Source organism: Paenarthrobacter aurescens (genome assembly GCF_025421775.1).
In the GTDB taxonomy this organism is placed as follows: Bacteria; Actinomycetota; Actinomycetes; order Actinomycetales; family Micrococcaceae; genus Arthrobacter; species Arthrobacter aurescens_B.
Genome location: NZ_JAOEFX010000013.1, coordinates 1 through 14,079 on the forward strand (window position 1 = coordinate 1; position 14,079 = coordinate 14,079).

Genomic DNA, 14,079 nt, shown 5'->3' on the forward strand with positions numbered 1-14,079 from the left:
CCCAACACCACCCAAAAACCCCGCAAACACTGAACAAACAAGCCCACCAACACCCCCCAACCCGCCAAACACACCAAAAACAACCCCAGTGAAGCCCATCACACCACCCCACCCAGCCACCCCACGCGCCGCCAACCACCAAAGGCACCAACCACCCGAACAACAGCACTCCACACGGGACGTGAGAGCGATGTCGAAAACAACGATTGGCTGAGAGCGCATCGCCCAAAACCAACGATTACCTGAAGGAGCGTTGCTCCAAAGGGGCTGATAGGTGATCGAGCGTCGGAAGGAGGCAGCGGTTATCCGGCAGCACGCGTCCAAGGTGGGCCCACAGCGACCGGGTTCCTTGGCCGGGCTTGCGAGGTTAGGGAATCGCTGGGGAGGAACGACCGAGCGCGCAGAGGATGACCACCGCCGTCGGCCCACCAACAGCCTCTAAAGCAGCAACGCTCCCCCACCAAAGTGAGAGAGCGTTGCCTGAAGACGACGATTGGGTGAGAGAGCGTTGCCCGAAAACGACGATTGGGTGAGAGAGCGTTGCCTGAAGACGACGATTGGGTGAGAGAGCGTTGCCCGAAAACGACGATTGGGTGAGAGAGCGTCCCAGGGGAGGGAGCTAACCGGAGTCAGCTAACCAGGGTCAGCGCCCTCAGTGCCCTCCGTGCCCTCCGGCACCTTCGGTCTTGCGCATCATGGCGCCGAGGACAACCGCGGCAACGGCTATGACGGTGGCGACCATGAAGGCTGCCTGCATGCCGGCCACGAGACCGGATGAAGCAGAAACCACTGCGTAGATGGACACGAGCAGTGCGGTCCCTGCCGCACCTGCTACCTGCTGTGCCGTGCTGATGATCGCCGAACCATGCGAGTAGAGGTGCGGCGGCAGCGGGTTCAGGCCAGTGGTAAAAGCCGGCGTGAACAGCAGGGCCAGGCCGAGGCTCAGCGTAACGTGCAGGGCGATGACCCAGCCGAGCGCACTGCCCTCATCCAGCCGGGAGAACTGCCACAGGGTCAGCACCATGAGTACCGAACCGGAGACCGTCAGTGGCAGGGGCCCAACTTTGTCGAAGATCCGGCCAATGACCGGACCCAGCAAGCCCATGGCCAAACCACCCGGCAGCAGCGCCAACCCGGTTTCCAGCGGCTGCAGGTGCAGGGTGTTCTGCAGGTACAGAGGCAGCAGGATCACGCCGCCGAACAGGGCCATCATGGCGACGACCATCAGCAGCGTGGACACCGTGAACATGCGGAACTTGAAGGCGCGAAGGTCCAGCAAGGGCGAGTCGGACTTCTGGAGCTTGAGCTGACGGAAGACAAACACGGCCAGGCAGAAGACACCAACAACCAGGGCGATGACCGGAACAATGCCAGCGTCGGCACCACCGATCTGGCTCAGTCCGTACACCAAACCACCAAATGCAGGCACGGTCAGGAGCACGGAGGCCACATCCAGGGTGGTCTTCTCCCGCTCCCCCACGTTGGTGAGGTACTTGGCACCAATGGCGAACGCGGCCAAGGCAACCGGCAGCACGAACACGAACATGAAGCGCCACGAGAAGTTGTCCAGGATGATGCCGGAAACGGTGGGTCCCATGGCGGGTGCAACCGAGATGGCGATGCTGACATTGCCCATGACGGCGCCGCGCTTGGACATCGGCACCAGCGTGAGGATGGTGGTCATCAGCAGCGGCAGCATGATGGCGGTACCACCAGCTTGGACGATGCGTGCCAGCAGCAGCACCAGGAACCCCGGCGCCAATGCGGCCAGCAGCGTTCCGCCACTGAAAAGACCCATGGCCAGCATGAATGCCCCGCGCGTACTCATCCGCTGCAGGATGAATCCGGTGGTGGGGATGACGACGGCCATGGTCAACATGAAGCCGGTGGCCAGCCACTGAACCGTCGAAGCGCTCACCTGGAGGTCGATCATGAGCCGCTGGAGGGCGACGTTCATGATGGTCTCGTTGAGGATCACCACGAAGGTGGCCACCAGCAACGTGACGATGACCGTCACGGATTCCCGTGACATCTTCCCGGACACTGGGGCGTTCGAGGCCGGCGCCTGTGACACCGGCACCACTGGGGGCGCCGCCTCTGCAGAGGTGACGGTACCGGAAGCGCCGGATTCAGGCTTGCCGTTGGCGTCGGACGTGACGTCGGTAGACATGAGGGTTCCCCAAGGGTTGGATTTGGTGTCCGGCGATCTGTGCCGGTGAAGACTAAAACAGTCTAAGCGCCCATCCAATTCCCGTCAGCAGGAAAATTCCAAACGTTAGGAAAACAACGGAGCGTTGTCGATGAGCCTTACCGGCCCCACCTTGGCAGCGACGATCGCCAATCCTTCACCACGGAAGGGCGTCTCCTTGCAGTTCTCTGCCAACGGTTCCAGCGTGGTGGGATCGACGACGTCGAAATAGTCCAGTTCCACCAGCGGCTGGGATTCGACAAGCGCGACGGCGGAATCCAGGTCCAGGGGTTCGTGCGCGTTTGCGCGGGCCTCAATTAGGCGCAAAGCCCGCGACAGCACCAGTGCGGCTTCGCGCTCGTCATCGGAAAGGAACCGGTTGCGGCTTGAAAGGGCCAGCCCGTCCTCGCTGCGAACGATCGGCACAGGAACAATTTCCACGGGGAAGTTCAGGTCCGAAACCATGCGCTTCACCAAAGCCAACTGCTGCGCGTCCTTCTGGCCAAAGTAGGCCCGGTAGGCCGCCGTCGTGCCGTCCGCTGCTGCACCTCCGGGAAGTCCGTAGTGCAGCAGTTTGGCTACCACGGTGAGGGCACCGTCGAAGTGCCCGGGGCGCGATGCGCCTTCCCATTTATCGCCAAGCGGGCCGGAGGTCACCCGCACCAACGGCTGCCCACCCGGATATACCTCGTCCACGGAAGGGGCGAACACCAGGTCAACGCCTTCAGCATCCAGCAAGGCCATGTCGGCGTCGAGCGTGCGCGGATAGCGCTCCAGATCCACGGCATCGCCGAACTGCAGGGGGTTCACGAAGATGGTGGCCACCACGACGTCGTTCCCGGCCACGGCTGTCCGTGCCAAGGCGGCGTGGCCGGAATGCAGGGCACCCATGGTGGGCACCAGGCCCTGCGAATTTCCCCCCTTGGCTGCAAGGAGCCGGGCACTTTCGGCGCGCAGTTCCGCCGCAGTGGTCACGAGTTTGATGGCCATGCTGTTCAGTTTCCTTCCGGCGCTTCGGGTTCAGCGCCCAAAGCCTCGTCAATCTCGTTCAGTTGTTCGGGGCGCAGCAGTCCGCGGTTTCCGGCCCGGCGGGCAGTAGCCCGTGCCATGGCCTGGTAGGCCGCGAAGATATCGCCGCCCGCACCGCCGTCGTACTCCCTCAGCGCCTGGACGTGCGCAGACACGGTACCCGCATCCCCGCGCGCCACGGGTCCGGTGAGCGCCGACTCGCCGGAGGCGAGGGCATTCTCCAACGTCGCGCGTAACAGCGGACCAAGCATGGACTCCGGGGTTTCGACGCCGATCTCCCGCAGCATCTGCGATGCCTGCGCCACCAGTGTGACCATGTGGTTCGAGCTGTGCGCGAGGGATGCGTGGTAGAGCGTGCGGTCGGCCTCGGCAATGACCACCGGCTCGGCCCCCATCTCCACGACCAGGGCTTGCGCGATCGGCAGCATCGCAGCATCGGCTGTGACCCCGAACGTGCAGTCCATCAACCGGGTCAGGTCCAGGCTCATGCCCGTGAACGTCATGGCAGGGTGCAGCGCCAGCGGGATCGCACCAACCGCGCGGACAGGGTTCAGGATTCCGACTCCGAACCGGCCCGACGTATGTGCCACCAATTGGCCGGGCTGCCAGGCGCCCAGCTTTGCCAACCCCGCAACCAGCTCGCCCAACGCGTCATCCGGGACAGCCAGCAACACAAGCTCCGAACGCTCCACGATGTCCTGGATTTCCAGGATCGGGACACCCGGAAGCAGGTTCTCGGCCCGCTCGCGGCTGGCGTCGGACACAGCAGAAACCCCGACGACGGCGTGCTCGGCCGCGCGCAGGGAGGCACCCAGGATGGCACCCACCTTGCCGGCGCCGATGATTCCGACTCCGAGTCGTCCTGGCCTAGCCATGGTGGCGGTCCTCCTGTTGGTGTGAAGTCTGGGGTTGTTCAGGCTGGGCCGGCTCAACAGACTGGGCCGGCTCTACAGGCTGGTCCGGCTCTACAGGCTGGGCCGCAGCTGCAACCTCGGGGGCCTGCGGCGCTACCTGCGCCAGCCATTGCTCGCTGGTTTGCCGTTTCCGAGCCTCCCGGGCCCGGGCTGCCTGCTGGTCGAAGAGCTCCACCGCCTGCTCTACGCTGGCTTGGAAAACCCGCGGCGAAACGGGTCCCGCCGTGGTGTGGAGGACAAGGTCAGCCACGCCGAAACGCCTGGCCACCGGGCCTTGGTGGAGTGCCATGGACTGCGTTCGCTGATGTGGAACCAGGACCAGCGTGTGCCACCAGCGACCCGAACGGATCAGCAAGGCAGTTTTGGTGGCGAAGAATCCGTTGCGCCGCCAGCCAAGCGGGGCCAGCAGGCGGGCACGGCGCGGGGTGGTGGTGAAGCCATCTGCCAGGGCAGATTCAGGCGCGGCCGGCGCCAACCCGTCCAGCCCCGCAGTAAATACCCGCTCCGGATCCTCAACTCCCGGATCGGGCAGCACCAATGACATCATGCGCAGGACATCGGACTTCATGCCCACGGGAAGCAACATGGTGCGGGCGGCACCCTCCGTGCTGGCAGAAACGCCATATCCCGCCACGTTGACGTGCATCCGGTACCAACCGAAGAGCCTCCATATGGGAGGCTGCGTCACCATGAGTGCCTGGATGCGACCCGGCGGCAGGGTCTGGGCCTGGGTGTCCAGAAGACCGTACCGAAGGCGGATACCGTCCGGGGAGATGGCAGCAGTGAAGTTGTAGCCCTTGTTGAAGGAGCTCCAGTACGCGGCGCCAATACCCAGGAGGCCGGGGATGAGCGCCAGGAAGATGGCACTGTTTTCAAAGAGGACAGAGGTGGCAACAACAACAGCGGCGCCGATCAGGATGCCGACGGTTTGCTCGCTCAGCACCAACGACCCGATGAGCCGTGCCGGGGGCACGGACAGCACCACATGCTCCGGCGCCTCAGGAATTTCCTCTTCCTTGCCGGGCTCGCTGACAACGCCGGCGGCCCGCGCAAGGATGGTCGCGCGCAGTTGCTTCGCCTGAGCGAGCGGAAGGTAAGCGAGGCGCACCGCTGACTCGCCGGCGTCGGCCACTTCAAACTTAAGCTCAGCGAGACCAAAGATCCGCGCCAAAAGGGGCTGCACAATGTCGATGGCCTGGACACGGTCCAGGCGGGCCTGCCGCTGCTGCTTGAACAGGAATCCGGTGTTGACCCGGACATAGCCCTCGGCCACTTGGTAGCGCGTGAAGTACCAACTGAGGATGAAGCCGCTAACGGTCAGCAACAGCAGAATGCCGCCGCCGGCCAGCAGCCACGGCACCCGCCCGTTGAGGTTCGGATCCAGAAAATCCCTGCCCTGCAGCATGCGCTCGAATGCGTCACGGCCAACAAAGTATGCGACGGCGGCCAGCGCCACCCAGCCGCGAACGAACGGTGACGCGGGATGGACGCGCTTCCAGTCGCCGTCGACCGCAGTGCCCGGGAGGCTCTCAGTAGCGTTGCTTTCCAGGCTCACAGCCCGGCCAGCCTGGCTTCTCCGCGGGCCGAAAGCTGCTCGCGCAAGCGTGCGCCTTCCGCAGCGGGAAGTCCTGGCAGGTGCGCGTTGGTTCCAGCCGAAGCCGTGTGAAGTTTCAAGGTGCACAGTCCCAAGCTGCGTTCAACCGGACCAACGGCTACGTCAACGTACTGCATCCGTCCGTATGGAACCACCATGGTCCGTTGAAAGAAGATGCCACGGCGGATCAGGAGGTCGTCGTCACGCTCGGCATAGCCGATTGCGCGTACTTGGCGGGGTATCAACACAAGCCGCCACACCGCCAGCACCAGCATCACCGCGGGAACTGTGATGGCGAGCCACAAGGGTGGCCACCGCCACCAACCGAGCAGCACGAAAACGAGGGGCAAACTGAGGACGGCCAGCATCAACACGTTGCCGAAGGCCCACTCCACCAAGCGAACCGTGACGTACTTCGGGGAAACCCGCAGCCACTGGACGCCGGGAGGATCAATCGCCTCGGTATGCATACTCGCCTTCACCCTTTGTTTCGCCGCGACGCGGTTCCGGTCCGGCGGTACCACCTTCAAGATCCTCCGGCGGAATCCGGCAGAACCGTTCCACCACGAGTCCGACCACAACCATCACCACGCCACCGCCGCCCATCAGCAGGGCATTCCACAGAATGCCCTCGCCACCGCGCAAGCCGCCGATACGGAGAAGATCCACCGCGATCCCCGCATGCCAGCCAAGGAGCAAAGTTCCGGCGTAAGCGCAGGCCTGGGCCAGAATCAACGTCCTTGCGGCCAGGATCGGGTTCAGCAGGTTCTTCTTCTTGCCGTTCCGCCAACGCAGGACGCGGATGCCCATGACGAGCGTGAGCCCGACGATAACGCCCATGGTCACAAGCGCCGAGACTGGCAGCACCGGGGTGGGCATGCTGAAACGGTTGGTAGTGACCGTGGCCAGCCACCCAATGACGGCAGCGATAGCCGCGATGAGCACCAGAACAACCGGGCGCATTGCTTTCATGGCTACTCCACTGCTCCCGTTGCAGGCACACCGGCAACGTCACCGTAACCATCGAAACGCCGGATATCCGGCATGTCGATGGCGACGGCGGCCAGCTCAGCTACGCCCTGCCCGTTCAGTTCTGCGTGCGGCTCCAACAGCGACCACGGGTAGAGCACGAAGGCGCGCTCTACTGCCCGGGGGTGCGGGATGGTGAGGATGGGGTCGTCGCTCACGAGGTCGCCGAACACGATAATGTCCACGTCCAGCGTCCTTGGACCCCAGCGCACCTCCCGGGTGCGGTGGTGCTTCTGTTCGACGTCGTGGCAGTGCTTCAGGAGCTCCAACGGAGTCAATGTTGTTTCCACAGCCATGACCATGTTCAGGAAATCGGGTTGGCCCTCCGGACCGCCGACGGCCTTGGTCTGCACCACCGGCGACACACCCAAGAGACGCACCTCCGGCGGGTCCACCAGATCCGCGACGGCAGTGGACAGGGTGTCGTTCCGCTCCCCCAGGTTGCTGCCAAGAGCCAGGATGGCCTTGGTATAGCCGGACGTCATGATCGCTCCCGGTGGACGCTGACCGTGACGTCGCCAAAGGGCACCTCGATGGGTGCTTTGGGCTTGTGGACGGTGACGTCGACGGCGGCCACGCTGTAGTTCTCGAGGATGCCCTCGGCGATCCTTACAGCCAGGCCCTCGATGAGGTTCAAGGGCTCGCCCTCGATGTGTTTGGTAATCAGCTCCGCGACTTCGCCGTAGTGCGCCGTGTACTGGAGGTCGTCCGTCCTGGCCGCCTTGGTGAAGTCCGTGTAAAGCACGGCGTCCACCACGAATGGCTGGCCGTCACGGCGCTCAAAATCGAACACTCCGTGATAACCGACGGCGGTGACGCCGGTCAGCGTGATCCTGTCCACAGCGGTATCCAATCAGCGGGTAATGCGCGCGGCGACCTTGACGGCGTCAAGGCTGGGTCCGACGTCGTGGACGCGGACAGCCCAAGCGCCCTTCGTGGCACTCAAAGCAGTGATGGCAGCCGTGGCAGCGTCACGTTCCAAGGGTGCAGCCGATTTGCCGGCCACGGTGAGCAGCGAACCGAGGAACCGCTTGCGGGAAGCAGCCACCATCACCTTATGGCCAAGGCCAAAGAGCTGGTCGAGGTTCTTGAGGATCTCCCAGTTCTGGTCCTCGTTCTTGGAGAACCCCACGCCGGGATCGATGATGATCTGCTCTGGAGCCACGCCCGCTGCGTAGAGCTTGTCGCGGACTCCGCTGAGTTCAGCCACGACGTCCTCGGTGACGTTGTTGTAGTCCGTGAGGCTGTCCATGGTCAGGGCGTCCCCACGGCGGTGCGTGAGGATGTACGGGACCTTGGTGCGGGCTACGAGCTCGGGCATGTCCGGCTCGATGGTCAGGCCGGACACATCGTTGATAATGGCCGCTCCGGCCTCCACTGCTGCGGCCGCGGTGGACGTGTGCATCGTGTCGATGCTGACCAGCGCACCTGCCTTTACCAAGGCCTCGATCACAGGGATGACGCGGCGCTGCTCTTCCTCCGGGGACACCGGTTCAGCGCCCGAGCGGGTGGATTCCCCGCCGACGTCGATGATGTCCGCGCCGGCGTAGAACATCCGCAGGCCAAGTGCGATGGCGGTGTCCGGCGTCCGGTGGGTGCCGCCGTCGCTGAAGGAATCCGGGGTGACATTGAGGATTCCCATGACGAGCGTGCGGCCCGTTGGCAGGTCCTCGAACCTGGCCGCGGGTCGCGGTTTACGGAGAACCGGCAACGGGCTTGTGGCCGGGCCGGTTCCGGGTGCTGCAGCGAGGGAGTCCATAGTGCTTACCTTCCGAGTATGAGGCTCATGGCCTCGGCGCGGGTGGCCGGGTCATGGAGTTGACCGCGCACCGCACTGGTGACGGTCTTCGCGCCGGGCTTGCGGATGCCGCGCATGGACATACACATGTGTTCACATTCGACGACGACAATCGCCCCACGCGGGTTGAGGTGCTTCACAAGCGCCTCAACGATCTGCGTAGTGAGGCGCTCCTGCACCTGCGGGCGTCGCGCATAGATGTCGACGAGCCGCGCCAGCTTGCTGAGGCCGGTTACCTTGCCGTCATGTGACGGAATATAACCGACATGCGCGACGCCGTGGAACGGCACCAAGTGGTGTTCGCACGTCGAGTAGAAGGGAATGTCCTTCACGAGGACAAGCTCCTCGTGATCGAGGTCAAACGTGGTGGACAGGACATCCGCCGGGTGCTGGTGGAGACCTGCAAACACCTCCGCATAGGCCTTGGCCACGCGCTTGGGCGTGTCCTGGAGGCCGCCACGGTCAGGGTCTTCACCGATAGCCAGGAGGATCTCGCGGACAGCCGCTTCAATGCGCGGGCGGTCCACTTTGTGGCCGTGCTTGGAGCCCGCGGCGGAACCGTGGGCGGCGGCGAGGTCGTCGTCGTCGTCGAAATGAGTCACAGCAGAAAGCTTAGCCGTGATGCGGGTGGTCGTTGCCGCCGTCGGGCTGCGGGGCTTGGAAGGAATCCTGGCTGCTGACTCCCTGTGCGTGCGGAGCGACGACGTCCAGCGGCTCGTCCAAACGGGCCTTCTTGGCCTCTTCCTGGGCTTGGCGCTCAGCCTTCTCGGCGCGGCTCTCCACGGGAGGAATCGATTGCACCGGACGGGATTCCTTGGACAGCCAGATCTCGCGGAAATCGCGCTTCCGGATGTCGTGGAAGATCTCGGCAATCTCGGTCTGGTTCAGGGTTTCCCGTTCCAGCAGTTCCAGTGCCAGTCGGTCCAAAACGTCCCGGTTTTCCGTCAGGATGGCGTAAGCCTCGTCGTGCGCCTGGTCGATCAGGCGGCGCACTTCCTCGTCCACGACATAGGCGATCTGGTCCGAGAAGTTCCGCTCCTGCGCGGCGTCGCGGCCGAGGAACGGCTCGCCGCCACCCTGGCCCAGCTTTACAGCGCCAACGCGTTCGCTCATGCCGTACTGCGTGACCATCTTGCGGGCCGTGGAGGTGGCCTTCTCGATGTCATTGGAAGCGCCCGTCGAAGGATCGTGGAAGACGATTTCCTCAGCGACACGGCCACCCATGGCGTAGGCCATCTGGTCCAGCAGTTCGTTGCGGGTAACCGAGTATTTGTCGTCCTCGGGAATCACCATGGTGTAGCCCAGTGCGCGGCCACGGGGAAGGATGGTGATCTTGGTGACCGGGGCCGAGTTGCGCAATGCGGCGGCAACCAGCGCGTGTCCACCTTCGTGGTAAGCGGTGATCTTGCGCTCGAGTTCCTTCATGACGCGGCTGCGCTTCTGCGGACCGGCCATGACACGGTCGATTGCCTCGTCCAGCGCACGATCGTCAATCAGGTTTGCATTTGAACGCGCTGTCAGCAGCGCAGCTTCGTTCAGGACGTTGGCCAGGTCGGCACCCGTGTAGCCGGGGGTCTTCTTGGCAACGCCCCTGAGGTCGATGCCGGGGGCCATCGGCTTGCCCTTGGCGTGAACGTTGAGGATCTGTTCGCGGCCGATCATGTCCGGGGCTTCCACGGTGATTTGGCGGTCGAAGCGGCCCGGGCGCAGAAGCGCGGGGTCCAGGACGTCCGGGCGGTTGGTGGCCGCGATAAGGATGACGTTGGTCTTGACGTCGAAGCCGTCCATCTCAACGAGGAGCTGGTTCAGCGTCTGCTCGCGTTCGTCGTTGCCGCCACCAATACCGGCGCCACGATGACGCCCCACAGCGTCAATCTCATCCACGAAGATGATGGCCGGGGAGCTTGCCTTCGCCTGTTCGAACAGGTCACGGACACGGGAAGCACCAACACCGACGAACATTTCAACGAAGTCAGAACCTGAGATGGAGAAGAAGGGAACACCGGCTTCGCCGGCAACAGCACGGGCAAGCAGTGTCTTACCGGTACCTGGAGGGCCGTAGAGCAGCACGCCCTTGGGGATCTTGGCACCCACAGCCTGGAACTTGGCCGGCTCCTGGAGGAATTCCTTGATTTCCTGGAGCTCTTCCACGGCTTCGTCAGCACCGGCAACGTCAGAGAAGGTCACCTGGGGCATGTCCTTGTTGACCAGCTTGGCCTTGGACTTGCCGAACTGCATCACCTTGGAGCCGCCACCCTGCATGCGGGAAAGCAGGAACCAGAACAGGACACCGAGCAGGAGCACCGGAATGAGCAGCGAGAACAACCCGGAGAACCAGTTGTTCTCGACCGGCTGGTCCGTGAAACCCTTGTCCGGGTTGGCGTTGGTGACAGCCTTGACCACATCCGGACCGCGATCCGTGACGTAGAAGAACTGAACATTCTTGCCCTTGTCCTGGCCGTCCAGGTTCAGGTTGTCCTTGAGCACCAGGTCAACACGATTCTCGGCGTCGAAAATCTTGGCCTGCTCAACCTTCCCGCTCTGGGAAAGGAGCTCGAGGCCGTCCTTGGTGTCAATGCGCGTGGAACCGCCCGGAGCCAGTGTTGCGAATGCCACCAGGAGCAAGCCAACGACGACAACAATCCAGATGCCCGGGCCCTTGAAGAAACTCTTAGCTTTCATCTGATCGGGGTTTTGCCCCGTCCCTCCTGGTAGTGCTGCAAGGCGCAACTTCTGCGCGCGAGTGGTGCTGCTTCAGTTTCAAGCTATACACCGTTCCCAGTAATTCACGCACCGGAAAGTCCAAAAGTTCCCTCTGGGCGTACACAGGATACTCGCGTCCCGACCGTCAGGACAGGGTTTATTGGCTCCGGCTTTGCCAGCGGCGCAGCTCAGGCCGAGGCGACAGGCAGTACCAGGAGGTACCCCGTAGGCAGCTCGCTGCTCCAGCGTCTGGGTTCGCGGACCACGAATTGCTTCGCCAGCTGTTCCGGGCTCAACAAGCTGTTGGGCTCGGGCGATGGGCCCCACTGCCCGCTTCCGTGCGGGTACAGCGGATCCATGACCCGGATGCCCGTGACTTGGAGCTCCGGGAATTGGGCGGGATCACCGAGCGACTCGAAGCCGCTCATCACCCATGCGTGGCGGCCACTCCACATGACCAGGCCCACAGGACGTCCGGTGCCGGCCATGGCGCGCGCCGCTGTCTGCAGGGCATCCTCATAATCCGGGACGCTAACCACTTGGTACGGCCCCATCCCCACCTCGGTCAAGACTTGGGCCCAACCACGCGGGTTGGCTCCATTGAACGAATTCGATGACCGTGCGCGTGCCATCTCCCACAGTTCGCTTTGCTGTGCTGATCCTGCCCAGGAAGCGCCACCAGTGTCATCGATGAGGTTGTGGGCCATCTGGATGCTCGCGGCAACACACCAGTCAAAGGTGTATTGCGGGACGAAATCCCCCTCCTGGTACAGGTTGAACGCGAACGGCTGAGGGATCGGTGGCGGAGCCGGTGGCGCTGCAGTAACCGGCGGAGGAGGCGGAGCAGGTACCGGAGCTGCAGGGGTGGTGCCCGCAGTTGCCTGGGCCGAGGAGGCAGAGGGTGGCTGACCGGTGGCCTCGTCGAGATCCACCGTGGGTGTGCAGGCCGTGAGAAGCGTGGCAAGGACGGCGAGCCACGCCAGAAGACGGGCAGGGGCACCAGTCATGGTTCAGTCTAGCTCCGGGCCCCCAGGTAGGGCACCCCTAAAAATGACCCCCTTAAACGCAAACGCCGCACCCACTCCCACCGGACGGCACCAGGGGTGCGCGGACAGCGGGAAGTGGTGCGGCGAAAAGCCAAGTGGGCCTTACTCGTAAACGTGCGGCGCCAAGGTGCCCACGAAGTCCAGGTTGCGGTACTTCTCGGCGTAGTCCAGACCGTAACCGACGACGAATTCGTTGGGGATGTCGTAACCGACGTACTTGACGTCGATTTCCACCTTGGCTGCCGTCGGCTTACGGAAGGCCGTGCAGATCTCGACGCTGGCCGTGCCACGGGATTCGAGGTTGGACTTAAGCCATGAAAGGGTCAGGCCGGAGTCGATGATGTCCTCAACGATCAGGACGTCCTTGCCCATGAGGTCGGTATCCAGGTCCTTGAGAATCCGGACAACACCCGAGGACTGGGTACCGGAGCCGTAGGACGAGACAGCCATCCAGTCCATGCTGACGTGGCTGTGCAGCGCGCGCGCCAGGTCAGCCATGACCATGACCGCACCCTTCAGGACGCCCACGATCAAGATGTCGCGGCCTTCGTAGTCCTTGTCGATCTGCGCCGCGAGTTCCGCGATGCGCGTTTGGATCTGCTCTTTGGTGTAAAGAACGTGCTTGAGATCTGCCTGGACGTCGTTTGAATCCACCAATGGCTCCTGTTTTGATGCTCGGGTGCGGCTACTGTTGGGACGGTTTCTGATGCCGGAATACTAGCTTCCCACAGCGCGCGGCTTCGCGGGGACCGGCGTCGGCCGAATCGCCCGCTGCACCGGGGGCCGATCCATCTGTGGAGACGGCCCGTTCCAGCTCCAAATCGCTGAGGGACAAGCGGTACACACTGACGTGGCCTGGAAGCTCGACGGGCCCGGCCGAACCTTTGCGCCGAAGCAATGCTTCCGCAGCTTGGAGGCGCCCATAGCCGGGTTGTTGGCCCCCGACGTCGGCCGCCGCCTTCGCGATCACGCGGAACCTCAGCGCTGCCGGCAGTCCACGGACGGAGTCCTCCGGCAACCACGCGTCGCCGCCTTCCCGCTGCACAAGTGAGAGATAGGTCTCGTTGGCCAATTCTTCAAGGAAGTCTGCGTCCTGCTGCAGGATTGCAGCTGTCCGCGCCAGGGATTCGGCAACGCCCGGGCCGAGCTTGTCCTCCAAAACGGGCATGACTTCCACTCTGGTCCGGGAGCGGGCAAACGCGGGATCGGCGTTGCTTGGGTCATGCCAAGGTTCCAGTTCCTCCACCTCGCAGATCTCAAGGATCTCCTCGCGGCGCAGGCCCAGGAAGGGCCGGAGCAGGCGTCCACGGGCAGGCCTCATACCGGCCAGGGATCGCGTTCCGGAACCACGGGCCAAACCGAGAAGCACCTGTTCAGCCTGGTCATCCAAGGTGTGGCCCAACAAGATCGCGTCGCAGCGGAGGTCATCGGCGGTGGACTCCAACGCAGCATGACGGGCGTCCCGGGCTGCGGCTTCAGGCCCAAAGCCAGTGGAAGCCACTTCCACGGTGCGCACTTCCACCGGAGAAAGCCCCAGCTCGCGCAGTACCAACGCTGTCCGGGCAGCTACCTCGGCTGAGCCGGACTGCAGTTGATGATCAACCACAACACCCGCCACGGACACCGGATGTCCGTCCACGTGGCCCCGCCTGCCAAAGTAGGCGGCAATGGCTGCGAGCGCCAGGGAGTCCGGGCCTCCGCTGCAGGCCACCAGCACACGTGATGGGTAGCCCGCCGAGGCCAAGGCGTTCTGCAACTGCTTCCGTGCCTTGCCAACG

Annotated in this window: 14 protein-coding genes; all 14 read right to left on the reverse strand. The window is 63.7% G+C overall.

What is annotated here, in order from left to right; all coding sequences use genetic code 11:
- Positions 1-652: 652 nt before the first annotated feature.
- The 14 genes from N7568_RS21845 to tilS all read right to left on the reverse strand — a co-directional run bounded on the left by N7568_RS21845 (position 653) and on the right by tilS (position 14,057).
- Positions 653-2,170 (reverse strand): DHA2 family efflux MFS transporter permease subunit, encoded by a 1,518-nt coding sequence (locus N7568_RS21845; protein ID WP_261611857.1) that lies wholly within the window; start codon positions 2,168-2,170, stop codon positions 653-655.
- 105 nt (positions 2,171-2,275) lie between these two features.
- Positions 2,276-3,178, reverse strand: a complete 903-nt coding sequence (panC, locus tag N7568_RS21850; RefSeq protein WP_261611858.1) for a pantoate--beta-alanine ligase — start codon at positions 3,176-3,178, stop codon at positions 2,276-2,278.
- Positions 3,179-3,183: 5 nt separating this feature from the next.
- On the reverse strand, positions 3,184-4,092 hold the full coding sequence (locus N7568_RS21855; RefSeq protein ID WP_261611859.1) for a Rossmann-like and DUF2520 domain-containing protein: 909 nt from the start codon (positions 4,090-4,092) through the stop codon (positions 3,184-3,186).
- Positions 4,085-5,686 carry a PH domain-containing protein gene (locus tag N7568_RS21860; RefSeq protein ID WP_261611860.1) on the reverse strand — a complete coding sequence of 534 codons (1,602 nt, stop codon included), beginning with the start codon at positions 5,684-5,686 and terminating at the stop codon, positions 4,085-4,087. Before N7568_RS21860 ends, N7568_RS21855 begins: the two co-directional genes overlap by 8 nt.
- Complete coding sequence (locus N7568_RS21865) at positions 5,683-6,195, reverse strand: PH domain-containing protein (RefSeq protein WP_261611861.1); 513 nt, start codon at positions 6,193-6,195, stop codon at positions 5,683-5,685. Before N7568_RS21865 ends, N7568_RS21860 begins: the two co-directional genes overlap by 4 nt.
- On the reverse strand, positions 6,176-6,697 hold the full coding sequence (locus N7568_RS21870) for a DUF3180 domain-containing protein (RefSeq protein WP_261611862.1): 522 nt from the start codon (positions 6,695-6,697) through the stop codon (positions 6,176-6,178). The genes N7568_RS21865 and N7568_RS21870 overlap by 20 nt, the downstream gene beginning before the upstream one ends.
- A gap of 2 nt (positions 6,698-6,699) precedes the next feature.
- Positions 6,700-7,239, reverse strand: coding sequence for a 2-amino-4-hydroxy-6-hydroxymethyldihydropteridine diphosphokinase (gene folK, locus N7568_RS21875; protein WP_261611863.1), 540 nt, complete (start codon positions 7,237-7,239; stop codon positions 6,700-6,702).
- Complete coding sequence (gene folB, locus N7568_RS21880) at positions 7,236-7,595, reverse strand: dihydroneopterin aldolase (RefSeq protein ID WP_261611864.1); 360 nt, start codon at positions 7,593-7,595, stop codon at positions 7,236-7,238. The genes folK and folB overlap by 4 nt, the downstream gene beginning before the upstream one ends.
- A gap of 12 nt (positions 7,596-7,607) precedes the next feature.
- A complete protein-coding gene (folP, locus tag N7568_RS21885) occupies positions 7,608-8,513 on the reverse strand; it encodes a dihydropteroate synthase (RefSeq protein ID WP_261611865.1) in 906 nt (301 codons plus the stop codon).
- Between the two features lie 5 nt (positions 8,514-8,518).
- Positions 8,519-9,154: a GTP cyclohydrolase I FolE gene (folE, locus tag N7568_RS21890; RefSeq protein ID WP_090822646.1), complete on the reverse strand. Its 636-nt coding sequence runs from the start codon at positions 9,152-9,154 to the stop codon at positions 8,519-8,521.
- A 10-nt stretch (positions 9,155-9,164) separates the two neighbouring features.
- A complete protein-coding gene (gene ftsH / locus N7568_RS21895; protein WP_261611866.1) occupies positions 9,165-11,234 on the reverse strand; it encodes an ATP-dependent zinc metalloprotease FtsH in 2,070 nt (689 codons plus the stop codon).
- A gap of 209 nt (positions 11,235-11,443) precedes the next feature.
- On the reverse strand, positions 11,444-12,262 hold the full coding sequence (locus N7568_RS21900; protein WP_261611867.1) for a hypothetical protein: 819 nt from the start codon (positions 12,260-12,262) through the stop codon (positions 11,444-11,446).
- A gap of 141 nt (positions 12,263-12,403) precedes the next feature.
- Complete coding sequence (gene hpt, locus N7568_RS21905) at positions 12,404-12,955, reverse strand: hypoxanthine phosphoribosyltransferase (RefSeq protein WP_011772910.1); 552 nt, start codon at positions 12,953-12,955, stop codon at positions 12,404-12,406.
- Positions 12,956-12,986: 31 nt separating this feature from the next.
- Entirely contained in the window at positions 12,987-14,057 is a 1,071-nt protein-coding gene (gene tilS / locus N7568_RS21910; RefSeq protein ID WP_306423157.1) for a tRNA lysidine(34) synthetase TilS, read from the reverse strand.
- Positions 14,058-14,079 lie beyond the last annotated feature (22 nt).

Bases quoted from the DNA above. Each gene is read 5' to 3' on its own strand.
- N7568_RS21845 (WP_261611857.1), bottom strand. From the start codon at position 2,170: ATGTCTACCGACGTCACGTCCGACGCCAACGGCAAGCCTGAATCCGGC.
- panC (WP_261611858.1), bottom strand. From the start codon at position 3,178: ATGGCCATCAAACTCGTGACCACTGCGGCGGAACTGCGCGCCGAAAGT.
- N7568_RS21855 (WP_261611859.1), bottom strand. From the start codon at position 4,092: ATGGCTAGGCCAGGACGACTCGGAGTCGGAATCATCGGCGCCGGCAAG.
- N7568_RS21865 (WP_261611861.1), bottom strand. From the start codon at position 6,195: ATGCATACCGAGGCGATTGATCCTCCCGGCGTCCAGTGGCTGCGGGTT.
- N7568_RS21870 (WP_261611862.1), bottom strand. From the start codon at position 6,697: ATGAAAGCAATGCGCCCGGTTGTTCTGGTGCTCATCGCGGCTATCGCT.
- folK (WP_261611863.1), bottom strand. From the start codon at position 7,239: ATGACGTCCGGCTATACCAAGGCCATCCTGGCTCTTGGCAGCAACCTG.
- folP (WP_261611865.1), bottom strand. From the start codon at position 8,513: ATGGACTCCCTCGCTGCAGCACCCGGAACCGGCCCGGCCACAAGCCCG.
- ftsH (WP_261611866.1), bottom strand. From the start codon at position 11,234: ATGAAAGCTAAGAGTTTCTTCAAGGGCCCGGGCATCTGGATTGTTGTC.
- N7568_RS21900 (WP_261611867.1), bottom strand. From the start codon at position 12,262: ATGACTGGTGCCCCTGCCCGTCTTCTGGCGTGGCTCGCCGTCCTTGCC.